22 protein-coding genes are annotated in these 21,705 nt (G+C 62.8%); 9 read left to right on the forward strand and 13 right to left on the reverse strand.

Translation table 11 applies throughout. From position 1 onward, the window contains the following. Positions 1-12: 12 nt before the first annotated feature. Positions 13-1,386, forward strand: coding sequence for a CBM35 domain-containing protein (locus JOE66_RS04135; protein ID WP_205107008.1), 1,374 nt, complete (start codon positions 13-15; stop codon positions 1,384-1,386). Positions 1,387-1,591: 205 nt separating this feature from the next. Here the strand turns inward: JOE66_RS04135 and JOE66_RS04140 are convergent, their stop codons facing one another. The 5 genes from JOE66_RS04140 to JOE66_RS04160 all read right to left on the reverse strand — a co-directional run bounded on the left by JOE66_RS04140 (position 1,592) and on the right by JOE66_RS04160 (position 6,759). Next, on the reverse strand, positions 1,592-2,740 hold the full coding sequence (locus JOE66_RS04140) for a Gfo/Idh/MocA family protein (protein WP_205107010.1): 1,149 nt from the start codon (positions 2,738-2,740) through the stop codon (positions 1,592-1,594). Further along, positions 2,737-3,600 (reverse strand): ThuA domain-containing protein, encoded by an 864-nt coding sequence (locus tag JOE66_RS04145; RefSeq protein WP_307827043.1) that lies wholly within the window; start codon positions 3,598-3,600, stop codon positions 2,737-2,739. The genes JOE66_RS04140 and JOE66_RS04145 overlap by 4 nt, the downstream gene beginning before the upstream one ends. An 89-nt stretch (positions 3,601-3,689) precedes the next feature. Beyond that, a complete protein-coding gene (locus JOE66_RS04150; RefSeq protein ID WP_205107013.1) occupies positions 3,690-4,502 on the reverse strand; it encodes a carbohydrate ABC transporter permease in 813 nt (270 codons plus the stop codon). A 14-nt stretch (positions 4,503-4,516) separates the two neighbouring features. Further along, entirely contained in the window at positions 4,517-5,500 is a 984-nt protein-coding gene (locus tag JOE66_RS04155; protein ID WP_205107015.1) for a carbohydrate ABC transporter permease, read from the reverse strand. A gap of 53 nt (positions 5,501-5,553) precedes the next feature. Next, positions 5,554-6,759, reverse strand: coding sequence for a sugar ABC transporter substrate-binding protein (locus JOE66_RS04160; RefSeq protein ID WP_205107017.1), 1,206 nt, complete (start codon positions 6,757-6,759; stop codon positions 5,554-5,556). Between the two features lie 294 nt (positions 6,760-7,053). On the opposite strand from JOE66_RS04160, the gene JOE66_RS04165 reads away from it, so the two are divergent. Further along, positions 7,054-8,079: a LacI family DNA-binding transcriptional regulator gene (locus tag JOE66_RS04165; RefSeq protein WP_205107019.1), complete on the forward strand. Its 1,026-nt coding sequence runs from the start codon at positions 7,054-7,056 to the stop codon at positions 8,077-8,079. Further along, positions 8,076-9,269: a Gfo/Idh/MocA family protein gene (locus JOE66_RS04170; protein WP_205107021.1), complete on the forward strand. Its 1,194-nt coding sequence runs from the start codon at positions 8,076-8,078 to the stop codon at positions 9,267-9,269. The genes JOE66_RS04165 and JOE66_RS04170 overlap by 4 nt, the downstream gene beginning before the upstream one ends. Positions 9,270-9,681: 412 nt before the next feature. On the opposite strand, the gene JOE66_RS04175 is transcribed toward JOE66_RS04170, so the two are convergent. The 3 genes from JOE66_RS04175 to JOE66_RS04185 are packed head-to-tail and all read right to left on the reverse strand — an operon-like array spanning position 9,682 to position 13,051. Continuing rightward, positions 9,682-10,623, reverse strand: a complete 942-nt coding sequence (locus JOE66_RS04175; protein ID WP_205107023.1) for an alpha/beta hydrolase — start codon at positions 10,621-10,623, stop codon at positions 9,682-9,684. Then, entirely contained in the window at positions 10,620-12,404 is a 1,785-nt protein-coding gene (locus tag JOE66_RS04180) for a glycoside hydrolase family 3 protein (RefSeq protein WP_205107025.1), read from the reverse strand. The genes JOE66_RS04175 and JOE66_RS04180 overlap by 4 nt, the downstream gene beginning before the upstream one ends. Next, positions 12,401-13,051: a TetR/AcrR family transcriptional regulator gene (locus tag JOE66_RS04185; RefSeq protein ID WP_205107027.1), complete on the reverse strand. Its 651-nt coding sequence runs from the start codon at positions 13,049-13,051 to the stop codon at positions 12,401-12,403. The genes JOE66_RS04180 and JOE66_RS04185 overlap by 4 nt, the downstream gene beginning before the upstream one ends. Positions 13,052-13,197: 146 nt before the next feature. On the opposite strand from JOE66_RS04185, the gene JOE66_RS04190 reads away from it, so the two are divergent. Further along, entirely contained in the window at positions 13,198-14,487 is a 1,290-nt protein-coding gene (locus JOE66_RS04190; RefSeq protein WP_205107029.1) for an MFS transporter, read from the forward strand. A gap of 283 nt (positions 14,488-14,770) precedes the next feature. After that, positions 14,771-14,959: a TetR family transcriptional regulator gene (locus tag JOE66_RS17775; protein ID WP_205107031.1), complete on the forward strand. Its 189-nt coding sequence runs from the start codon at positions 14,771-14,773 to the stop codon at positions 14,957-14,959. Here JOE66_RS17775 and JOE66_RS04200 read toward each other — a convergent pair. The 3 genes from JOE66_RS04200 to JOE66_RS04210 form a co-directional block, all read right to left on the reverse strand. Continuing rightward, a complete protein-coding gene (locus JOE66_RS04200; RefSeq protein WP_205107033.1) occupies positions 14,937-15,134 on the reverse strand; it encodes a hypothetical protein in 198 nt (65 codons plus the stop codon). The genes JOE66_RS17775 and JOE66_RS04200 overlap by 23 nt on opposite strands. A gap of 112 nt (positions 15,135-15,246) precedes the next feature. Continuing rightward, positions 15,247-16,419, reverse strand: coding sequence for an acyl-CoA dehydrogenase family protein (locus JOE66_RS04205; RefSeq protein WP_205107035.1), 1,173 nt, complete (start codon positions 16,417-16,419; stop codon positions 15,247-15,249). 54 nt (positions 16,420-16,473) lie between these two features. Further along, positions 16,474-16,710 (reverse strand): hypothetical protein, encoded by a 237-nt coding sequence (locus JOE66_RS04210; RefSeq protein ID WP_205107037.1) that lies wholly within the window; start codon positions 16,708-16,710, stop codon positions 16,474-16,476. A 195-nt stretch (positions 16,711-16,905) separates the two neighbouring features. On the opposite strand from JOE66_RS04210, the gene JOE66_RS04215 reads away from it, so the two are divergent. The 4 genes from JOE66_RS04215 to JOE66_RS04230 all read left to right on the forward strand — a co-directional run bounded on the left by JOE66_RS04215 (position 16,906) and on the right by JOE66_RS04230 (position 21,042). Next, a complete protein-coding gene (locus JOE66_RS04215) occupies positions 16,906-17,571 on the forward strand; it encodes a TetR/AcrR family transcriptional regulator (RefSeq protein WP_205107039.1) in 666 nt (221 codons plus the stop codon). Continuing rightward, positions 17,568-19,283, forward strand: a complete 1,716-nt coding sequence (locus JOE66_RS04220) for an MDR family MFS transporter (protein ID WP_205107041.1) — start codon at positions 17,568-17,570, stop codon at positions 19,281-19,283. Before JOE66_RS04215 ends, JOE66_RS04220 begins: the two co-directional genes overlap by 4 nt. A 128-nt stretch (positions 19,284-19,411) precedes the next feature. Next, on the forward strand, positions 19,412-19,567 hold the full coding sequence (locus JOE66_RS04225; RefSeq protein ID WP_205107043.1) for a hypothetical protein: 156 nt from the start codon (positions 19,412-19,414) through the stop codon (positions 19,565-19,567). After that, positions 19,567-21,042 (forward strand): multicopper oxidase family protein, encoded by a 1,476-nt coding sequence (locus JOE66_RS04230; RefSeq protein ID WP_205107045.1) that lies wholly within the window; start codon positions 19,567-19,569, stop codon positions 21,040-21,042. Before JOE66_RS04225 ends, JOE66_RS04230 begins: the two co-directional genes overlap by 1 nt. A gap of 16 nt (positions 21,043-21,058) precedes the next feature. On the opposite strand, the gene JOE66_RS04235 is transcribed toward JOE66_RS04230, so the two are convergent. Both JOE66_RS04235 and JOE66_RS04240 read right to left on the reverse strand, forming a co-directional pair. Continuing rightward, positions 21,059-21,397, reverse strand: a complete 339-nt coding sequence (locus tag JOE66_RS04235) for an SHOCT domain-containing protein (RefSeq protein ID WP_307827044.1) — start codon at positions 21,395-21,397, stop codon at positions 21,059-21,061. 4 nt (positions 21,398-21,401) lie between these two features. After that, entirely contained in the window at positions 21,402-21,701 is a 300-nt protein-coding gene (locus tag JOE66_RS04240; protein ID WP_205107047.1) for a DUF6325 family protein, read from the reverse strand. Positions 21,702-21,705 lie beyond the last annotated feature (4 nt).

The following is a 21,705-nucleotide window of genomic DNA, read 5'->3' on the forward strand; positions in this document are numbered from 1 at the left end:
TCATACGCCCGCATGCCCGACGTCTATCCCGACTTCCCTTACGGCTGGGTAAGTTGGGATGACTGGACCAACAAGGTGAACACCATGGTTCAGGCCCGCCTCGACGCCACAACGACGACAGGGGTCGACGGCTGGGAGCTATGGAACGAACCGGATTGGACGTGGGACACGACTAAGGCGGGATCCTATCTCGACGGGTGGACCCGGACATTCCGACTCGTCCGGTTGAAGGATGCTTCGACGCCCATCGTTGGTCCCAGCTACAGCCGTTACGACCACCAGTGGTTGCTCGATTTCCTCACCCGAGCCAAGGCCGATGGCACCCTACCCGACGTCATCTCATGGCACGAACTCGACGACGGTGTCTGGAACAGCATCGACGAACACGTCGCCGACTACCGCGCGATCGAGACATCCCTCGGTATCTCCCCACGGCCGATCTCGATAAACGAATATGGCTCGCCGTCGCAGGTCGACACTCCCAGCGTAGCTGCGCACTTCATTGCGCAGTTCGAGCGCACTGGCGTCCGTGATGCTGAACGCGCTTACTGGTACGAGTCTGGAACGGTCGGAGGCCTGGTATGGAACAATCAGCCCGCCGGATCGTACTGGCTATACAAGTGGTACGGCGAGATGGCGGGGAACATGCTTGCGGTGACGCCATCGGGCGACCTCGACGGTTTCGCCTCATACGACTCAACTCGCAAGATTGTGAACGTCGCCTTCGGCGGCACGTACGGTGATAACGCAGTGCAGGTCAGGGGGTTGTCAGGCTTCGGCGCCCAAGCACAGGTGACGTTGAACTACACCCCTCCGTCAGATAGGAAGACGGCGGTCGCAGCCCCAACAACCCTTTCGAAAACTACCTACACCATTGTCAACGGGGCGATCACCGTGCCAATCCTCAATCAGGACTATCTCGGGGCTTATCAGCTGGTCGTAACTCCCAACACGGGACCGACGACTGCGTACCAGCAGGTCTACGAGGCCGAAAACGCAACCGTTGTGAATGCGGCACGCCTGAACTCGACCTCCGCGTCCAACGGAGGCTATGTTGGGCGAATCGACGGTTCATCGAATGCGCGAGACGATAGTTTCGTCGACTTCCTTGTCGACGTGCCCACGGCCGGCGCCTACTCGATGGCCATTCGCTATGCGAACGGAACCGGAGCAATCTCGACCCAAGGTTTCGCCTATAACGGGGGCGCTTGGTCGACCGTGAGCTACCCACCCACAACTGGTTGGGGGCAGTTTACGAATTCGGTCAGCACGACACTCACGCTCAGATCCGGGTTCAACACAATCCGACTCGCGAAAGGATCACCGTTCCTCGGCGCTACCAGCGGATACGCCGAACTCGACTCGATCACGCTGACAAAACAGTAAACAATTCAACACAGAGTAAATCAGCCGGGGGTGGTGGTGGCTCGCACGCCACCAGCCCCGGCTCCTGTCCTCAGCCTGAACGGGTGGTCGGTATCGATGTAGCCGCTCCCGCGACCCGAGGGTCTGCGTCGCGACTGGCACGAGGGTTTCGCACCAGCTGATCCCCGTCGCAGGCTCTCATGATGGCCACTATTCTGCCGCACTATTACAAACCTAATCCTGCTGACCCCGAACCCCATGCCTCAAGAGCAGCGCCTACTTCAGGCCGCCGTTCGTGCCTGATGGCCGCACGATAGGCGTTCTCCAATATCGCGTGGATCTCCACACGCTGCTTCGCCTCGGCGGAATGCACAGCCGCCTCGACCATCGCCAAGCTCAGGATGTTCGAGCGCACGTCACCCGAGGGCGTTTGGCCAGTGCGCAGCGCCGCAATGAACTCATCGAGCGCACCGGCGATCTCAATCGGCTTGTCGCCAGCGGCAGAATGGGCCTCGTTTATCAGGGAAGACGAACTCGGCTCCGCATATCCTTCGAGGTACTCGACCTCGATCTTTTCGTCGCCGTCCCACGTCGCCGTTCCGCCTGCGCCGTTCACCCGCCACTGCCCGTTCCACGAGGTTTCGAGGCCGGCACTCACCCAGCTGCCGGTGTAGTGGTAGCGCAGCCCGCCGTCGAATTCGAAGAGAGCCGTCGCCGCCGCGTCGCCCCGGTACCAGCTCCAGCTCGGGTTCGATTCTTGGCAGTATACCGAAACGGGGTTTGTGCCGAAGAGGTAGCGCGCGGCGTCGAAGGCGTGGATGGCCATGTCAACCAAGAGCGGGCTGGGCATCTCTTCGCGAAAACCGCCGAAGCGAGCACTGCGAAAGAATTCGGTCCGAGCGATCTCCACCGAACCGAGCGATCCGATGGCGCGCTTATATCGCGCGATAGAGGGGTAGTACCGGCGAGACTGGCTGGTCATCAGAAGCTGCCCTGTCACCTCGGCCGCTGCCGCAAGCGAGAGCGCCTCAGCGACGGTCGGCGCGATGGGTTTCTCGCAGAGCACGGGCAGCCCGGCGAACAGCGCCTGGGTATTGACCGCATGGTGGGCCGCAGGGATGGTGACGTTCACTATCGCGTTGGCACCGCGCTCCCGCGCAACCTCGACCAGGTTCGTACCGATCGTGACGGAGCTGAGGCCGAGCTCACCGGCAACCGCGCGAGCCAGTTCGACGTTGAGATCAACGAGCCCGACCAATTCGACCTCCGGCGAGGCGGTGAGTGTGGCGATCCAATTTCGACCCATCTCGCCTGCACCTACCAAAACGACCCGCACGGGGGCAGCATGGTCGGCAACGGTGCGAAAGGCGCTCATGCGGTTGGCCCGGAGGTGGTCGCCGCTTCGGCAGCAGCATCCGACTTGGCATCGAGCGCAGCGCCGACAGCCTCTGCACTGATCGGGCCGTCGTACCCGTGCCCGGTGAAGAAGTCGTCTGTGTCGTACCGCAACAGAACGGGAATCTCCCGTCGAGTAGTGGCGCTGGCCGCCCATTCGACAGAGTTGGCGATCACTCGGCGAATGTCGGGGTGGTGGTACACCGGGAAGTCCTGGTCTCCGGGGCTGAAGTAGAAGATTTTGCCGTTGCCTCGGGTGAAGGTCATTCCGCTGCGAAACACCTCCCCCCCGCTGAATGAGCTGATGAAGATGAGTTCGTCTGGCGTCGGTACGTCGAACTGTTCTCCGTACATTTCCTGCTCGGGGATTTCGATGGGGTGCGGCACTCCTTGGGCGATGGGGTGGGACGGGTTGACCGTCCAAACCAACTCCCTGTCGTGTTCGCTCCGCCATCGGAGCGTGCACGTGGTGCCCATGAGAGTGGTGAAGATCTTCGACCAGTGGCCGGAGTGCAGCACGATGAGGCCCATGCCCGAGAGCACGTGCCGCTGTACTCGCAGCACTACCTCATCTGACACCTCGTCGTGCGCGGCGTGCCCCCACCAGGTGAGCACATCGGTCGTCGCCAGCACCTCCTCGCTGAGCCCGTGCTCGGGGTCGTCGAGCAGAGCTGTGGTCACACTCACTCGGTCGCCAAGCAGCGCGTCGATGCCGTTCTTTATTGTGTTGTGCATGCCGTCTGGGTAGAGTGCGGCGACGTGCGGTTCGATCTGTTCGTGCCGGTTTTCGCCCCAGACGACCACGTTGAGGGTTCGGCCGGCAGCTTTCGTGGTGTACACGCGAGTGTTCCTTTCGTGCGAGTGATGAAGTGGGGGTTTAGGGATGCTCGGGGCCAGTCGGTCATGCGGCTGATGTCTCTCAGGCACAGTCATTTCACCGCACCGCCGAGCGCGCCAGCGGCGATGTAGCGTTGGGCGAACAGCAGCAGAATGAACGCCGGCACAGACGACAGAACCGCGGTCGCCATCACGGGAGACCAGCTTTGTACGTTCGCGCTGAGGTACGAATAGATTCCGAGGGTGACCGGCTTCACAGCATCCGAGGTGGTGAGTGTCAACGCGAAGACGAAGTCGCTCCAGGTGAAGAGAAATGCGAACAGGCCGGCCGTGATGATCGAGTTGCGGCTGATCGGAATCACGATCGACCAGAACGCCCTCAGATGCCCCGCCCCGTCGACACGAGCTGCTTCGACCAGAGACGGCGGAATGGTGACCATGAATGACCGCATGATGAGAATCGCGAACGGTATCGAACTCGTCGCATCGGCCAGCACCAGGCCCGGAATGCTGTTGAGCAGCCCCATCGAATTGAACGCCGTGTAGAGCGCATTTGCAATGACAATTCCGGGAATCATCTGCGAGATGAGCAGTGCGACCAGCACAAGGTTCATCCACCGCAGCCGGAACTTCGCCAGGGCGTAGGCTGCCGGAGTGGCGACTGCGAGGGTGAAGGCCACCGTGAAGAGCGACACAACCAGGCTCGTGCCCAGGTTCGCGCCCTGTTCGTTGAAAGCCTGGACATAGCCGGCGAACGAGGGGTTCAGCGGTAGCAGAGAGCTGTTGACCGAACTGCCTCCTTTTTGCAGCGAGGTGTTGATCATCCAGTAGACCGGAAAGAGCATGATGGCGAGGAAGAGAACGCCGAGAAGAGTGCCGCCGAGACCGCGCGTGTTGGAGTGCATTGTTCCGCCCCGCCTTACTCGTCGACCGCGCGGCGGTTGCTGCGCAGGTAGATGAAGCTGAAGACCAGCGAGATGACGATGAGAATATTGCTCACCGCTGCACCAGGCCCGAAGGCGAATTCGACGAACGAACGGTGGTACGAGTCGGTCGCGAGCGTCTGTGTGGAATTGGCTGGCCCGCCGCCGGTGAGACCCAAAATTATGTCGAGCACTTTGAGCGTATAGACCACACCTAGCACCAGTACCACTGACACAACGGGCCGAAGGTTCGGCCAGGTGATGTTCCAAAACGTCTGAGCCCTGGTCGCGCCGTCGAGCGCTGCCGCCTCGTACAGTTCGGGCGGTATCTCTTGCAACCCGCTGTAGAGAATGGTGACATTGAACGGAATTCCGAGCCAGACGTTGACGAGAATGACGGCGACCAGCGCCACATTCGGGTCGACCAGCCACGGCACCGAACCCAGGTGCAGTGCCTTGAGAAGCTCGTTGATCACGCCGCTGTCTTGGTCCAGCATCCACTTCCACACCGCGCTCGACGCGATGAGAGGCAGCAGCCACGGCACGAGCAGCAGCGCTCGCAAGAAGCTGTTCAGCGGAAAGCGGCGTTGGAAGAACAGCGCGAGAGCTAGGCCGATCGCAAATTGACCGATGATCGAGCCGACGGTGAACAGCGCTGTGTTGATGATCGTGGTGGGGAACAGGCTGCTGGCGATGACGGTGACGTAGTTGGCGACACCCACAAAGGGAGCTTCACCGGTGTAGAAGGTCTTCGTCGTGTAGTCCTGCAGGCTCATCACGATGTTCTTCGCAACGGGATAGCCGAAGAAGAAAGCAATGTACAGGATGGCCGGGGCGACAAAGGCCCATTGGATGAGCACCTCATGGCGACGGTGGTTCGTCGCCCGGATGGGCCTGGGCGTGGGCGTGGGCAGCGCGCCTCGATTGCGGCGAGGCATGGCAGCAGGTTCTGTGCCGGCTTCCGCAGCGGTGGTTGTCATGGCGATTCCTTTTCGTTTCAATCGAGGCGCGCGCGACGCATCAGTGCAACCTGTTACTGGTTCTGGGCTTGGGCCAGGGCGTCGGTGGGTGTCGCCTTGCCGGTCAGTGCAAGCTGCTCGGCCGTGTAGATGCGTGTGGCGGCGGCAGGCCAGTCGGCGCCGAGTTCACCAGTGCGGGCTCTGGCCGTAGCGACCGTGGTTGCGAACGAGGCGAGCAAGGGGTTTTCGGCCACCGCCTTCGTCGCAACGGTGAGGGTGGAGGGAATCAGTCCGGCACTCTTGGCGATGGTGGCCTGATTCTCATCGCTGTTGATGCAGGCCACGATCTTGCCCGCCGTCGCCATGGTGTCTTTGTTGCCCGTGTTCGGAACATTGAAGGTCTCACCTCCGAGAGGCGCGACCGGCTTGTCTGTGGCCAACTTGCCGGGGATAGGCACCGAAGCCCAGTGCAGGTTGGTGAACTTCGCCAGCGCCGGGAACTGCCACGGGCCGTTGACCATCATTGCGGTCTTGCCAGCGGTGAACTGGTCGAGCACATCGTTCTGCGACCAGTTGACAACACTCTTCGAAGCTGAACCATTGTCGACCATATCGACGAGCAGCTGCAGGGCCTGGGCCGTCTGCGGGGTGGCAATGTCCTTCTCGTCGCCGCCGTTGGTCCACATGAACGGCAAGAACTGCCAGGTGCCCTCGAAGGTGTTGATGCCAGAGAAAGCGAATCCATATTGGTCTCCTGAGGTCAGCTTGGTGGCGTCGGCCTTCAGCTCATCCCAGGTCGTCGGCGGCGTCAGGCCCGCAGCCGTGAAGAGATCGGTGTTGTAGAACAGGGCGATCGAGTTCACGCCGGGGGCCAACCCATATAGTTTTCCGTTGTAGGTTCCGGCGCTCACCACGCCCGGCGCGAAACCCTCACCCGTGATGCCGTAGTCTGCCAGGGGCGACAGTGCGCCTGAGGCGGCGATCTGCTGAACTTCGGGGTTGTCGAGCATCAGAACGTCGGGGAGCGTTTTCGATGATGACTGCTGCAGAACCTTCGCAATGAGCCCTGCTGCAGGAACATGGGTCGACGTGACAGTGACGCCGTTTTGCGCGCCGCAGGCCTGATAGATGCCATCCATCACGGACGACTGCGGTGCCGAGTAGTAGTCTTCGACGGTCAGCGATGTCGACGACGAGCCCGCCGAAGACGAACACCCTACGAGGGCCACGCCTACTACCACGGTTGTGATCGCCGCGACGGCGATGCGAGATTTCCACATGCGAAATAGCTCCTTTGCTGTTGGTCATGCTGAGTTCAGTTCGCGCCCTGGTCGGTCTGTCAGCATCACGGCCGGTCGTTGTTTCGTATCGACTTCATGAATAGATCAAAGCGCTTAACCCACCATTCAAAAAATCTGACCTTGAACTGACGAGTGCGGCATTTCCGGGGTGCGATAGTCATCCTGAAGCCCCGCCGGGTTCTTGTCAAGAAAAATCTAAGCGGTTAACTAGATTTACTGTGATAATCATTTTCAGCCGACGAATTCCGCTGGTAGAGAGCGAGGAGCATGCCCATGGCAACGATGCAGGATGTCGCTGACCGCGCCGGGGTCTCGATCGCGACGGTATCGTTCGTGGTGAACGAGACGAAGAAAGTCTCGATGAAGACCCGTGAACGGGTGACTGCGGCGATGGCTGAACTCGGCTACCACCGCAACGTAGTAGCTCGCGCCCTGGCGAGCCAACAGACCCACATCGTCGCATTGCTCTACCCCGCCCTCGACCACCGCAACGGCCCTGCGACCACCGCTTTCGTGACCCAGGCCGCGCTCTCGGCCAGGGCGCGCGGCTACGACCTCGTGCTCTGGCCGCTGAGCAGCGAGCCAGACCAGATGGCGCGCCTCATAGCCGGCGGACTCGTCGACGGGGTCGTGCTGATGGATGTTCGGCTACACGATGCGCGCGTCGACGCCCTCGTACATTCCCAGACGCCGTTCTCGCTCATCGGCCGTACCTCAGACGCCGGGCACCCGTTCGTTGATATTGATTTCGAAATCACCCTCGAAGCCGCCGTCGATCACCTCTGCACACTAGGGCACAAGCACATCGCTCTGGTGAGCGAACGGTTGCCCAGCGAACCCCTCAGCGACCTAGGCTACCTCGTGCGCAGCGAAGACGCTTACCGGGCATCGATGGAGGCGAGGGGACTGACGCCTTTTGTCATTGGCTGTGCCGGCACCACCCAGGCCGGTCGAGAGGGCGCGCGTCGCGTTTTTCATGACGCCCCGGCCACGACCGCCGTCATCGTCATCAACGAGAACGCCGCGTTCGGGTTGCTGAGCGGCGTTGTCGGCGAAGGCTATTCTGTGCCCCGCGACGTCTCGATGATCTCGCTCAGCACTTCGTTCGATGTCGGCGGGCTCACCGATCCCGTTCTGACCACGATGAAGGTACCCGCAACCGAACTCGCCGCGCTTGGTGTGGACTCCCTTATCGACCAGATCGAGGAGCATGCCACCGCGCCGCAGGCACTGATTCCGTGTGAACTCGTCATCGCCGAATCCACCGCCCAGGCCCACGATCGGAGCCAGATATCATGACGAATTCGTCGAAAACGCCGCTGAACGTCGCACTAGTCGGCCACGGTTTCATGGGCGCCGCCCACTCCCAGGGCTGGCGGGTCGCCCCTCGATTCTTCGACCTAGCCTATGAACCCCGCATGGAGGTGGTCGTGGGCCAGAACCCCGATCGGGTCGAAGTAGCTCGCGAGAAATTCGGCTGGCAGCGTGGCTCCACCGACTGGCGGAGCGTAATTGATGACCCGGCCATCGATGTCGTCGACATTTGCACGCCCGGCGGCTCGCACGCCGATATCGCCATCGCCGCCCTTGACGCCGGCAAACACGTGATCTGCGAGAAGCCGTTGGCCAACACGCTGGCCCAGGCAGAAGTCATGACCGAGGCAGCCGAACGGGCATCCACCCGTGGCGTGCGCTCCCTCGTCGGATTCAGCTATCGGCGCCTGCCGGCCGCGGTGCTCGCTCGGCAGTTCATCGAGCAGGGGCGTCTGGGCGAGATCAGGCAGATTCGAGCCGAATACCGACAAGACTGGCTCACAGACGAAAACGCGCCAATCACCTGGCGACTGGATCGTGCACTGGCGGGTTCTGGCCCACTCAGCGACCTCGGCGCGCACCTCGTCGACATGGTGCACTTTCTCACCCAATCGACTATCAACGCCGTCAGCGCCACGAGCACTACCTTCGTTCGCGAGCGCCCACTCCTTGCCGACCGACGCGGTCTCGGCGGCACCGCCTCAAACGAACGGGGTGAGGTGACCGTCGAAGACGCCGTGTGGTTCACGGCGAAACTTGGAACGACGGCCGTTGCGTCATTCGAAGCCACGCGGTTCGCCACTGGGCGAAAGAACGCTTTCCGAATCGAAGTCAGCGGTTCGAGAGGGGCTCTGTACTTCGACGTCGAAAACCTCAACGAGCTCCACTTCTACGACGGCACCGTTGCTCCGGCAGAGCAGGGTTTCACGCGCATCCTTGTCACCGAGCCCGGTCACCCCTTCGTGTCGGCCTGGTGGCCGGCAGGACACGTGCTCGGCTGGGAACACGCGTTCAGCCACCAGATCGCCGACTTCGTCTCAGCCATCAGCTCGGGCGAGAACCCCTCTCCCTCCTTCGCAGACGGCCTGCGGGTTCAGCGAGTACTCGCAGCAACTCAATCAAGCGCGCAGAACAACAGCGCGTGGGTTCGACTCGACAGCAGCGCGCCGGCGTGAAGATTGGTGATCAAAAAACGTATCCGGCCACTCACTTCTGCAATTCCTATGCTCGCCATTAAATTCGCACCTGAGATTTTCGAGGTGGTCGACCCGAATAACGAGACCCATTCGTGCGGATTCCGCCTGCGTAGACGAAAGAGATGGGTCGTGCAATCGGAGCGGCACGAACAAGCGGGTCTTCATCGGCGTCGGCGAACGACTCCCTATCTCGCTTCAGCTGAAAGTCTTCATCGTGAACTAACGTGGTCCAACCTCGCTTGGTCTGCAATCTAGGAAGTCCTCAATGTGCCCGGGTTCATCGGTTCTGCGCGCTGGATGACGCCGCTGAGAAAGAGTTCGACACTTTCGGCTCTACGTACCTGCCCCCCTCCGGGGGCTTCAGCAGAAGTAGACGACATCGAGGGTGTGCTCAGTCGAGTTGGAGCCGAGCGGCCAAGAACGTCACTGCCGTCTCCGCCTGAGGCCGTGGGTCGGTTCCCGCGAAGACATGATCGGCTCCGGGAACGGTCACCAAGGTGACATCCGCTCCCGCGGCAGCCAGGAGGTCGTTCAGTCGTATGCTCTGGCCGACAGGCACCAGCCTGTCGGCGTCGCCGTGTATGAGGAGAAAAGGTGGAGCGCCCGCTCCGACATGGCTCACCGGGGAGAGGATGCGTCGGGCTTCCTCCGGTGAGTAGGGCGAGTGCTCGATCAGCACGTCGACCGGTTCGGGGGGCAGCGGTACCCCTGAAGTGGTGAGCATCTGGCGTACGTGCTCAGGCAGGGCGCTGATCATCGGAGGGAGCGATTCGACATCGGTCACAGGGTAGAAGCAGACCGCCGCCGAGACCCGGCTCGAGCCCTCTGCGACTCCTACAGAGCCTTCCAGAATGGGGTCGTCGACGAGCGCTACGAGAGCGGCGAGGTGGCCACCGGCCGATTCGCCCCAGACCGCGATTCTGTCCGGGTCGATGCCGAGCTCGGTGGCGAACGCCCGAAGGTAGCGGATCGCCGCTTTGGCATCGTGGAGCTGGGCGGGGAACGCGGCCTCGCGGGAGTGCCGGTAGTCGATCGTCGCGATCGCCAAACCCGCATCGAGTGCGGACTGAATGATGAGGTTCGGCGGCCACTCCGGGGGTAGAAGATCGCGCACACCGAAGAGCCACGCTCCACCGTGCATCCACACGACTAGGGGAACCGGGCCCTCCGGTGTAGCGGGCAGGTGCACATCGAGATGGAGGTGCCGGTAGCCCTCGATTACCGCGTAGGTCAGGCCGGTGAACGATCGAGCGCGATCGGGAAGAACAGCTCGTTCCGCCGGAGTGAAGAAAGCGGGAATCGAGTTGGTCACGGGTGGGTGCGCGTCTGTCATGGAATCTCCAAGTCGGCTCTGGATGTGAACGGTGTGGTGGTGAGGCGGATGCCGCTTCCTGCGGTGAAGAGCGGGTGAAGGGAGTCGGATGCGACATCCGGCCTGCTATCAATGACGGCCTGCATCGTGCGAGGCAGGTCGAACGGCAGTACCCCTCTGGGTATCTCGACACCGCGCAAGGCGGCAAGCACCGATTCATCGGATGCTCCGTAGTCGACGACCAAGGCGGTGACGACGTCGGCGACTGGGGTCAGGACGGCAGGTCTGGCGAGGTGCACCACCAACACCACGGGCAGTCGTGCGCAAAGGTCGACGATGCTTTCGATCAGCGAATCTGGCAGATCGAGCGATCCCTGTTGCATGCCGTTCTCGAGAAAATAATGATCGCGCGGGTCGAAAGGAGACGCGATCCGCATGACGGCCACGTCGGCGTCGACCTCGGCAACCGAGTGCAGCCTCGCGGCGTCGCCGAATCCAACCAGGTGAGCGCGCGCCGCGGAAGGGAGCGGGAGGATGGGGACCCCGTCGACGTCTCCGACGATGAGCACGGTCATTGCTCTCGACTGGGTTCTACGCCCCAGATCGATCTGCTCGCGTGTGGCTATCGGGCCGTCGAGCGGCTCCGCGCCAGGGGCGTCCAACAGCCCGAGGTCGCGCTGCAGAGCGACGAGTCGCCGGGCGGATACGGCTATTCGGGCGGCGTCGACGCGGCCCGAATCGACGAGCCGATAGAGTCGTGCGGTGTCGCTCTCGCCGCCGAGCTGATCGATTCCGGCGTGCAAGAGCCTCTCGAGCCGCCGGTCCTCCTCAAGGTGCTCCACACCCCAGGCCCGCGCAGGGAAAGGCTTGCCGAAGACCTGCTGGTCGGAGATGAGCCCGAAGTCGCTGAGAACAACGCCCTCGAAGCCGAGTTCTTCACGGAGAAGTTCCGTGATGATGCGTCGGTTGAAGGCGAACCCGACTTCCTCTACCGGTCGGCCATCGAGCTCGAGCCCTACGGGCATCCCGTAGTAGGGCATGATCACGGCGCTCCCGGCATCGATGGCCGAGCGGAACGGGGCCAGGTGGTCGGCGAACCGCCCACCTGGGTAGATCTGTTCGCGGCCGTAAGGGAAGTGCGGGTCTTCGCCGTCGAGTTGTGGCCCACCGCCTGGAAAATGCTTGGTTGTGGCAGCGACCGCGCGCGCTCCCAGCCGGGTACCTTGAAGTCCTTCGATGTAGGCCGCCGCCAACTCGGACGAAAGGGTGTGGTCGACCGCGAAGCTCTGCGCCTGGCGCGCCCACCGGGGCTCGGTGGGCAGGTCGACCTGGGGGTGCAGGGCCAGACGCAGACCCATCGCGAGGTAGTCGGTGCGTACGATATCGGCGAACTCGCGCACGGCCGCCGCATCGCGGAGCGCCCCGAACCCGATGGGCTCCGGCCACTGTGACAGTCCCTGCGCGGAGTGCGTCGCGGCGTCGTTCTGCACGAAGCCGTGTCGTGGATCGCTGGAGAACACGGCGGGTAGTCGTGAGCCGACAGAGATGGCATACTCCTGCATCATCGTTGTGGCTTCGCGGATGTGGCGCGGAGTGGCGGGGCCGCCGATGCAGAAGAACCGGATACCGGACTCGCCGATGAGCTCCCGAGCGGATGGGCCGCCCCACGGTGGCCTCGTGTCGAGATCGAAGCCGTCTCCTACCAGGATCATCGGCTGGTACAGAAGCCCGATCTGCTGCTCGATGGAGAGGGCGGCGACGCGCTCGTCCACCGTCTGCGCGCCGGGAAATGTCGAACTCATCGAGCCTCACCCATTGCTGGCGCCTGTTCCGGTTCTCGCATCCTGCAGGGGAGCAGGCCGTGGGCGGTGAGCATTACGTCGAAGGCGCCAGTCATCGAGAACTGCGGTCGCATGAGCCACTGCAGCTGAAGGCCGTCCATCGTGGCGAGCACGAGGGCGGCCACATCTCGGTTCGAGGCTCCATCTGGCGCATGGAAGTTCTCCCGGTCGAGCCCTTCCGCGATGAAACCAGTGAGACGCAGGTATCGCTCCGTGAAGAAGTCATGAGCGGGATGATCGGGCGACACAGCTTCGGCGGCGAGCGTGGTGAACAACCGCATGAGCCCCGGGCGGGACGCGTTGTCGGCCACAATGGCCCGCAGGCTGCCTGCGGTGTCGTGCGACTCGAAGTAGCGTGCAGCTGCCGTGCGGCTGTGCTCATCACGATCCGCCAATACAGCGACCAACAGCTGCTCCTTCGAGCCGAAATGGTGCAGGATCGCCCCGGGCGTCACCTCCAACGATCTCGCGACGTCGCGAAGTGATCCGCCCCGATAGCCCTCGCGGGCGAACACTTCGGTCGCCGCTCGGATGATTTCTTGACGGCGTGCCCGACCGGCGCGATACGGGCCCCTGGTTGCGGAGACACCGTCGACGTGCTCGGTCATTCTGCTCCTTTGCGTGAGGACTCTGATGCGCCGGTCCGGCCGACGCGTCCCACGTGCTTGTAGCACCGTGTGAAAAGCACTATAGTCCTAAATCATCCGAACGCTGAACATTCGATCAGTGTTCAACGCTGAAACGAAGGAGTTTCATGACCACCGCAGATCCCGGCCTAGAGCCAGTCGCCATTCCCGCTGTCGAGGGACTTCCGAAGGACAACAGAACGATTTTCTCGGCGCTTCTCGTTCTATCGCAGTTCTTCGTGTTGTTCTCGGTCCTGACCCCGGTCGTGGTCGCGCTCTCGATCAAGCTCACGACGATCGTGCCCCCCGAGGAGGTCGCGGGCGTCCAGGGACTGGTCGGCGGACTCACGGCCTTGTGCTCGATCGTCGCCACGCCCATCGTCGGCAACCTGTCCGATCGCACTCGATCTCGTTTCGGTCGTCGTCGGCCTTGGCTGATCGGTGGTGTGCTGCTCGGAACCGCAGCTCTCCTGTTGGTGGGCATGGCCGAAACCGTGCTGTTCGTTCTGGTGGGCTCGATCCTGGCCGGCGTCGGGTTCAACGCTACCGCCGCGGCCATCGGGGGTCTCTACGCCGACCGAGTGCCGACCAAATGGCACGGCAGGGTGGGCGCACTCATCGGCGTGGCCACGAACTTCGCAGCAATCGCCGGAGCAGCGATTGCGACCGCTCTGGCGCCGAATATCGTCTTGATCTTTGTGATCCCAGGCGTTCTGGCCATCATCGTCGTCTCGATCCTCGCTGCGGTAATCAAAGACTCCAAAGATGACGTGCAGGGCGTCGATCGCTTCTCGGTCAGCCAGATGTTCAAGAGCTTCACGTGGCCCGTGCGGCAGAGCCACGATTTCACAGTGAACCTGGTGAGTCGCTTCCTGATATGGATGGGCTATACCGCGATCATCGCGTTCCAGGCACTCCTGTTCATCCAGCACTTTGGGATCGCTCCTGCCAACGTGGCCGTCTACCTTCTCGCGGCGACCGGTCTGTCCGGCATCGCAACGCTCATTGGTTCGGTCGGCGGCGGGTGGATAACCGACAAGACAGACAAGCGCCGTGGCTTCGTTATGTTCTCAGGACTGCTGATGGGCGCAGCGCTCGTGCTCTACGCGTTCGCGCCAACCGTAGAATTTGCCATCGGCGCGGGCGTGTTCATCGGACTGGGGCTCGGAATCTACCTCGCGGTCGATCTAGCTCTGGCCACGCGGCTGATCCCTGATGCGCGGTTCACCGGCCGCTACATGGGGATCGTTCAGTTGGCGAGCAATCTTCCGCAATCGATCATGCCTTTTCTCGCGCCGCTGCTACTCGCGGTTGGCGCCGCTCAGGCGGGACCAAACTTCCTGTTGCTCTTCGTCGTTGCCGGGGTGCTGTCGATCCTTGGAGCGTTCGTGATGCTCCTCATGCGGACCACTCGCTGACCGACGCTCTCGGGTGACTGTCGGGGTGCCGATCGTCGAGGGGTGGTCGACGGTCGCTGACGCGTCCATCGTTTACTGTCAATGACACAGCCAGCCAGTGAAGAGTATTGAATCAGATTCCCAGAATAAGAGATGATTGCGAACATCGACTTCGTACGCTGTGCGATACCAGGCACGGGTGCACCAAGCGTGTGCACCCGTCCGCCAGTCGTCTCTGACGGTCTCCTCGACCGCCCGGACACGAGGTGCGAGGAGTCCGGGGCAACTGGGGTAGCGCAAGACGATGCCTCGGTCTCGTACATTCCATGAGAACGCTCTTCTCGACCCTGAAATCGAGTGGTTTTCGGTACGCGGTTACTCGGCAGCGTCGCTGGCCCAGCTTTCGGCTTTGACGTCGGTGACGAACGGCAGTCTCTACCACGCGTACACGATTAAACGAGGCCTCTTTCTCAGCCCGACTGCACCTCGGTGAGCGTGGATGCGGGGTCGTCTTCGGTGTACTCGGGCCGGTCGAGCACGCTCTCGAGGCGATCGTTCGCCTGGGTGACATTGGAGCCGTATCGTGTCGGCAGTGTGAGCATTCCACGCTGGAGGAGTTCCAGATCGGAGTCAGCGGCCCTACCCTTGTCGGCAGCGCCTTCTTCCATGATCGTCGTCACCTCTCAGTGAGCGTCGATGGACCGTGATGACGCCCACTGTAGCCCCCCTTTTATCGCCGGGGTGAAGGCCAAGACCTGCTCCCGTTGCGACGGCGACCCATCAGCGGAACGCGGCGATACCCGTCACGTGATTGCCGATGATCAGGGTGTGCACTTCGTCGGTGCCCTCGTAGGTGCGAACGCTCTCCAGGTTGTTCGCGTGACGAAGTGGAGAGTAGTCGAGGGTGATGCCGTTCCCGCCGAGCATGCTGCGCGCTTCTCGGCAGACGGTTATCGCCTCCCGACAATTGTTCAGCTTGCCGACCGAGATCTGGTGGGGTTGGAGCTTTCCGGCGTCCTTGAGGCGGCCGAGGTGAAGGGCGAGAAGCATGCCCTTGTTGATCTCGAGCGCCATGTTCACCAGCTTCTCCTGGGTGAGCTGGTAGGCCGCGAGCGGTTTGCCGAACGGTACGCGTTGCGCTGCGTAGTCGAGAGCCGCAAGATAACTGTCGCGCGCGGCACCCATCACACCCCAGATAATGCCATAGCGCGCCTCGTTCAAGCACTCGAACGGTGCGCGCAGGCCACGGGCATCCGGAAGCATCGCCGCTGCGGGGAGCCGCACGTCGGTCAATTCGACGTCACACTGAATGGATGCCCGCATTGAGAGCTTCTGCGTGATCGCGGTCGCCTCGAAGCCGGGTGTCGACGTCGGTACGACGAATCCCCGCACTCCGTCATCGGTCATCGCCCAGATGATGGCCACCGAGGCGATTGACGCGAGACCGATCCACCGTTTCGAACCGTTGAGCACCCAGTCGTCGCCATCGCGTGCGGCGAAGGTCGTCATGCTGCCGGGGTCGGAACCGGAGGTCGGCTCGGTGAGCCCGAAACAGCCGACGGCAGTACCTGCTGCCATCAGGGGCAGCCATTCCTGCTTCTGTTCCTCTGAACCGAACTTGTGGATCGCGCTCATCGAGAGGGAGCCCTGCACGCTGATGAAAGTGCGGATGCCGGAGTCGCCCGCCTCGAGTTCGAGGGCAGCGAGCCCGTACTCGACCGCTGACCGGCCGGCGCAACCGTATCCGTTCAGGTGCATGCCCAGCAGCCCGAGCTCGGCCATCTGCGGGATCAGGCTCCGGGGGAACTCGGCCGCGTCATACCAGCCCGCGATGTGCGGTTTGATCTCGGTATCGACGAAATCGCGGACGGAACTCCTCAGGTCACGCTCGGCCTGGCTCAGCAGGGAGTCGACATCGATCAGGTCTGCAGCTTCGCTGAATGGGGGCCTCATGTCGAACACTCTAGGCTCCCTGCCGAAGTAGCGCAGGCCGAAAGTCCGCTGGGATCAGCCCAGGCCGATCAGACCACGGTTGAGCGGCATCGGGGCGACTTCGACGAGCCCCCAGCTGATGTCGTAGCCGTGCTCGGAGCAGGCCGCGTAGCGCAACCGAAGGCCCTCTGATTCGACAGTCACGACGCAGTCCGCCTCGACTGTACATTCTTCGATCAGGCACTCGGTCTTCGTCGGCCGCGCAGTGCCCCAGCTTGTCTTCGTTTCCCACGGAGTGGTTGTCTTTGCCATGTCATCGCCTTCGATCTGGGTAGGTATGTTTCCATGATCGGGCTGAATCGACCGGGTTGCACTGTCTCCTTCTGAGAAAGATCACCGATTCTTGACAATCCGGAAAAACGCCTGCTGTTGGCTCCTGGATTCATGGCTCATCTTGCGGCCCTGCTCAATTTGCACGCCCATGCAAATGGTGTAAAAATACACTTCATGAAAGAAAGTGCAACTATTGGTCGGCGAGAGCGTCGCAAGCAGGAGACCGCCTCGAGCCTGACATCGGTCACCCGGCGGTTGACGGCCGAACGGGGCCTCGCGGGTTTCACGATCGAAGAAGTCTGTGAGCAGGTCGACGTCTCCCGGCGGACCTTCTTCAACTACTTCGCCACGAAGGAAGACGCGGTCATCGGCGTCGACCCCGAAGAGGAAGCCCAGCAGTTCGCCGCGGACTTCGTGGCGCTGGGCCCTCACGGTTGGCCTGCGGTCATCGACGACCTCATCACGCTGATCGTGCAGCACATCGAATCATCCGACTTGGTGGCGGCCGAGCACACGGTGTTCTGGCGCGCCCTCGAACGGGAACCCCACCTGATGGTGCGCTTCATCGGCATTTCTCGGGAGCGTGACCGCCAGGCAGCCGCCTTCATCGCCGAACGGGAGGGCGTGTCACCAGAGGACCCTCGAGCTCGCGCTGTTGTCAGCATTCTGTCGACCCTGCTCCGTTCGGCAGGAGAAGAGCTCTTCGACCCGTCGAACACCCGGGAATTCTCCGAGATCATCAACGAATCGCTCGCGGCCTACCGGAGCGTTCTCACTCCAGCTGAACCCCGACTCTCAGATCAACTCCGACCCTCTTCCGTTCTGCCCCGAAAGGAATGACTGTGACCGCCATCAAGACCACCGCCATCAAGACCGAGGCGCCACTCCTGCTCACTCAGCGCCGAATCTGGATCATCTTCGCTGCCCTGATCGCCGGAATGCTGCTGTCGAGCCTCGATCAGACGATCGTCTCGACGGCCATGCCGACGATCGTCGGTCAGCTCGGTGGGGTCGAGCACCAGGTCTGGCTGACCACTGCGTACCTGCTCGCGACGACCATTGTGATGCCGATCTACGGCAAATTCGGTGACGTGCTCGGCAGGCGCCGCCTGTTCCTGGTCGCGATCGCCCTGTTCACAGTCGCCTCCCTCGGCTGCGCACTGGCCGGTGACTTCACCCAGCTGATCGTGTTCCGCGCCATCCAGGGCCTCGGCGGTGGCGGGCTCATGATCCTCTCGCAGGCGATCATCGCCGACATCGTCCCCGCCTCCGAGCGAGGCAAGTACCTCGGCCCACTCGGCGCGATCTTCGGCCTCTCCGCGGTCGGGGGCCCCCTTCTGGGCGGCTTCTTCGTCGATCACCTCACCTGGCAGTGGGCGTTCTACATCAACATCCCGGTCGGAATCGCCGCCTTCGCCGTTGCCTGGTTCACTCTCACCCTTCCCAACAAGAAGGCGACCGCACCGATCGACATTCTCGGTGTCGTACTGCTCTCGGCCTTCACGACCTGCCTGATCTTCTTCACCGATTTCGGCGGTGACCGTGCCCATGGCTGGGGTGCAATCGAGACGTGGATGATCGGCGCCGGCATGCTTCTCTCGGCGCTGCTGTTCGTGCTCGTCGAGTCGAGGGCGAAGGATCCGATCATCCCGTTGTCGCTGTTCAAGAACCCGATCTTCGTGAATGCCACCGCGACCGGTCTGACGATCGGGCTCGGAATGTTCGCGGCGATCGGTTTCGTGCCGACGTTCCTGCAGATGTCGTCGGGCACGTCTGCCGCCGTATCAGGGCTGTTGCTGCTGCCGATGATGGTCGGCCTGATCGGCACCTCGATCCTCTCCGGGCAGCTGATCACCCGTACCGGTCGGTACCGCATCTACCCGATTCTCGGCACGATCGTCACCGGGGGCGCGATGGTCGCCATGACCACGCTCACGGCGACGACCCCGATCTGGCTGATCTGCGTGTTCCTGTTCTTCTTCGGAGCCGGTCTCGGCCTGATCATGCAGGTCGTCGTGCTCGTCGTACAGAACTCGGTCGACGCGAAGATGGTCGGTACGGCGACAAGCACGAACAACTACTTCCGCGAGGTCGGCGCTGCTCTCGGCACCGCGGTGTTCGGTACCATCTTCACCACGCGGTTGACCGACAACCTCAAGGCGGTCTTCACCAACGCCGGCGCCAGTGCCGCCGACGCAGCGAATGCAACCTCGAATATCGACCCGCAGACCCTGAACTCCCTGCCCCCGGAGGTCCATCTCGGAGTGGTGACCGCCTACGCGGATGCGCTCGCACCGGTGTTCTGGTACCTCCTGCCGTTCATCGGCCTGGCGTTCGTGCTCGCGCTGTTCCTGAAGCAGATTCCCCTCTCCGACCAAGCCGGGCTCATCGCCCGCGGCGAAGCGATCGGCGGAGAAGAGGCTGAGGCTCTCGAGGCGGCACAGCGTGCCGGGCGAAACGCACCTGCGGTTGAGACGGTGGTCGAGACGGTGACGTCAGGGGCCGCGCCCGACGGTAGTCGTGAAGACGGCAGGACCAATGACCCTTCCTGACCGCGCGACCCTCTGCAAGAGTGGAGGCGGATGCGGCTTACGTCGACTCGCGCGTCGAAGGACTGAGTGCGGAACGGCGCTGATCGAGGTCGTCGAACCAGAAGCGTAGGGATCCAGTGGTCGGCCCGATGATGTCAGGCAGCGTGTTCGTCATGAACTGGGCGATCCTCTTCGGAGCGCTGGTGGTGGTCGGGCTCGTTCTGATCGTGATTGCGGTCTGTGGCTTGGTTCTCTCTCGCGCCCGCGACGTGCGCGGCCAGCAGCCAGAGAAGAGCGTGCACTGATGGCCGCGGTGAGCCGACGGACGTTCCTCACCCTGGGCGGAATCGGCGGCGCGCTTGTTGTGACCGGCGGCACCGGCCTGATCTGGGACGGCTTGAACAACGCCGCGCCCGTCACTGCGTCGACCGGTGGCGCCGCCTTCACCGAACCGCCCGTCCTCCGAAGTGCCTCAGGTCTGCTCGACGTTGCCCTGACTGCGTCACGCTCTCGTATCGTTGTCGGCGGTACGACGGTATCGGCGATGACCTACAACGGGAGCCTGCCGGGCCCGACACTGGTGGTTCGACCGGGAGACCGGGTGAAGATCACGCTCGCCAACCACCTCGGTGAACCGACCAACCTTCACACTCACGGGCTCCATGTCTCGCCGGAGGGATCGAGCGACAACGTCTTCCGGCAGGTGGAAACGGCGACGACGGCGGACTACGAGTACCAGATTCCCGACGATCATCCGGCCGGGGCCTTCTGGTACCACCCGCACCACCACGGCATGACGGCAGAACAGGTGTTTGCGGGGCTCTACGGCGCGATTCTCGTCGAGCGCGATGACCACATCGCTGTGACACGACAGCGACTGCTCGTCATCTCGGACATCACTTTCGATTCCGCCGGAGAGGTCGCGGTGACCAGCCAGATGGATCGCATGGCGGGGCGCGAGGGCCAGATCATGCTGGTGAACGGCCAGGTTGCTCCTGTGCTCGACGCGAAACCGGGAGACTTCGAACGCTGGCACGTGGTCAATGCCTGCACCTCGAGGTACCTGTCGCTGACCCTTGACGGGGCGATCCTCTCGCTCCAGGGAAACGACGGCTCGCGACTCGCCGCTCCGCGCCAGGTTTCGACAATCGATCTGGTGCCCGGGGCTCGTGCAGACGTTCTCGTTACGGTGCCCGCGGGAGCCGTCGACCTCCTGGCGGATCCGGTCGACCGCGGTTCTGCGGGCAGCATGATGGTCGGTGCTCCGCGGAGCACGAGCATGGTCACTCTGGCGCGCATGCGTGTGTCGGGCGAGCCTGCCGCCGTGCCGCAGACAGCGACACTCGCCCCACCACCACTGCCGCTCCGGGACCTGAGAACCGAGACGCTGACGGGCTCACGCACCCTCACGCTGGCGATGGGTGCCGCAGGCATGGGCATGGGTGGTGGCGGAATGATGCAGTTCACCATCGACGGCCACACCTTCGACCCGAATCGCGTCGACCAGAGCGTCGCTCGAGGGGCGATCGAAGAGTGGATGCTCGTCAACACGAGCACGATGGACCACCCTTTTCACCTGCACGTCTGGCCGATGCAGCTGCTCGCAACAGGCGGCACGACCGAGAGCGAAGCGGTCTGGCGCGACGTGGTGAATGTGCCGGCGAATTCCCGAGTTCGGGTTCGAATCGCTTTCGAGGATTTCACCGGCACGTCGGTCTACCACTGCCACATTCTCGATCACGAAGACGGCGGCATGATGGGAATCATCGCCGTCGCGTGAGCGGTGGGCCAGCGTTCTAGATACCGAGCAGTTTTGCCTTCGCCGCAGTGAACTCGGCGTCGCTGATCAGGCCGGCCTGGTTCATCTGGCCGAGTCGGGCCAGTTGCGTCAGCAAGTCATCGGCCGGAGCAGCAGCCGGTGCGACGGGTGCAGCCTGCGCGGCGGCGGCGGCGGCAGCGTGCTGGGCAACGGCCTGCTGGGCGGCCGCGTCGATCGCGGCCTGCTGCTGGGCTGCTGCCTGAGCGCTGGCCTGCTGCCGGTTGTGCACGCTGCCGGAGACCACAGTGGCGGTTCCCGCTATGACGGCCGTGCGAGCCATCGTTCCGAACAGACCGGGGCGTCCCATACGTCGCATGGTGTTACTCTCCTTCAACTTCGAGTTCTTCGAGTTCCGCGAGTGCGGAAAGTACTTCATCGACAACCGGCCCGGGAACCCGGGTGCTGTCGAGCAGGATGCCACCGGAGCCGACGACAGCGTCGCGGAGGCCCTTCGCCCAGGTGTGCTCGAAGACGAGCACGGCGGCAGTGGTGTTCGGCACGAGACCGGTGAGCAGTTCGTGCACGTCATCGTCGGAGATGAGACCGTCAACGCGTTCGAGGCATCCACTCTGGGGGTACGGTGGCTCTTGAACAAGCCGAACCACAAAGCTTTCAGACAACGGA

This window comes from Subtercola frigoramans (assembly GCF_016907385.1).
In the GTDB taxonomy this organism is placed as follows: domain Bacteria; phylum Actinomycetota; class Actinomycetes; order Actinomycetales; family Microbacteriaceae; genus Subtercola; species Subtercola frigoramans.

What these genes read in the sequence shown, in the direction of transcription:
- JOE66_RS04135 (WP_205107008.1), top strand. Translation starts at nt 13, where the DNA reads ATGCCCGACGTCTATCCCGACTTCCCTTACGGCTGGGTAAGTTGGGAT.
- JOE66_RS04140 (WP_205107010.1), bottom strand. Translation starts at nt 2,740, where the DNA reads ATGAGCGCCTTTCGCACCGTTGCCGACCATGCTGCCCCCGTGCGGGTC.
- JOE66_RS04150 (WP_205107013.1), bottom strand. Translation starts at nt 4,502, where the DNA reads ATGCACTCCAACACGCGCGGTCTCGGCGGCACTCTTCTCGGCGTTCTC.
- JOE66_RS04155 (WP_205107015.1), bottom strand. Translation starts at nt 5,500, where the DNA reads ATGACAACCACCGCTGCGGAAGCCGGCACAGAACCTGCTGCCATGCCT.
- JOE66_RS04160 (WP_205107017.1), bottom strand. Translation starts at nt 6,759, where the DNA reads ATGTGGAAATCTCGCATCGCCGTCGCGGCGATCACAACCGTGGTAGTA.
- JOE66_RS04165 (WP_205107019.1), top strand. Translation starts at nt 7,054, where the DNA reads ATGGCAACGATGCAGGATGTCGCTGACCGCGCCGGGGTCTCGATCGCG.
- JOE66_RS04170 (WP_205107021.1), top strand. Translation starts at nt 8,076, where the DNA reads ATGACGAATTCGTCGAAAACGCCGCTGAACGTCGCACTAGTCGGCCAC.
- JOE66_RS04175 (WP_205107023.1), bottom strand. Translation starts at nt 10,623, where the DNA reads ATGACAGACGCGCACCCACCCGTGACCAACTCGATTCCCGCTTTCTTC.
- JOE66_RS04180 (WP_205107025.1), bottom strand. Translation starts at nt 12,404, where the DNA reads ATGAGTTCGACATTTCCCGGCGCGCAGACGGTGGACGAGCGCGTCGCC.
- JOE66_RS04185 (WP_205107027.1), bottom strand. Translation starts at nt 13,051, where the DNA reads ATGACCGAGCACGTCGACGGTGTCTCCGCAACCAGGGGCCCGTATCGC.
- JOE66_RS04190 (WP_205107029.1), top strand. Translation starts at nt 13,198, where the DNA reads ATGACCACCGCAGATCCCGGCCTAGAGCCAGTCGCCATTCCCGCTGTC.
- JOE66_RS17775 (WP_205107031.1), top strand. Translation starts at nt 14,771, where the DNA reads ATGCCTCGGTCTCGTACATTCCATGAGAACGCTCTTCTCGACCCTGAA.
- JOE66_RS04200 (WP_205107033.1), bottom strand. Translation starts at nt 15,134, where the DNA reads ATGGAAGAAGGCGCTGCCGACAAGGGTAGGGCCGCTGACTCCGATCTG.
- JOE66_RS04205 (WP_205107035.1), bottom strand. Translation starts at nt 16,419, where the DNA reads ATGAGGCCCCCATTCAGCGAAGCTGCAGACCTGATCGATGTCGACTCC.
- JOE66_RS04210 (WP_205107037.1), bottom strand. Translation starts at nt 16,710, where the DNA reads ATGGCAAAGACAACCACTCCGTGGGAAACGAAGACAAGCTGGGGCACT.
- JOE66_RS04215 (WP_205107039.1), top strand. Translation starts at nt 16,906, where the DNA reads ATGAAAGAAAGTGCAACTATTGGTCGGCGAGAGCGTCGCAAGCAGGAG.
- JOE66_RS04220 (WP_205107041.1), top strand. Translation starts at nt 17,568, where the DNA reads ATGACTGTGACCGCCATCAAGACCACCGCCATCAAGACCGAGGCGCCA.
- JOE66_RS04225 (WP_205107043.1), top strand. Translation starts at nt 19,412, where the DNA reads ATGATGTCAGGCAGCGTGTTCGTCATGAACTGGGCGATCCTCTTCGGA.
- JOE66_RS04230 (WP_205107045.1), top strand. Translation starts at nt 19,567, where the DNA reads ATGGCCGCGGTGAGCCGACGGACGTTCCTCACCCTGGGCGGAATCGGC.
- JOE66_RS04235 (WP_307827044.1), bottom strand. Translation starts at nt 21,397, where the DNA reads ATGCGACGTATGGGACGCCCCGGTCTGTTCGGAACGATGGCTCGCACG.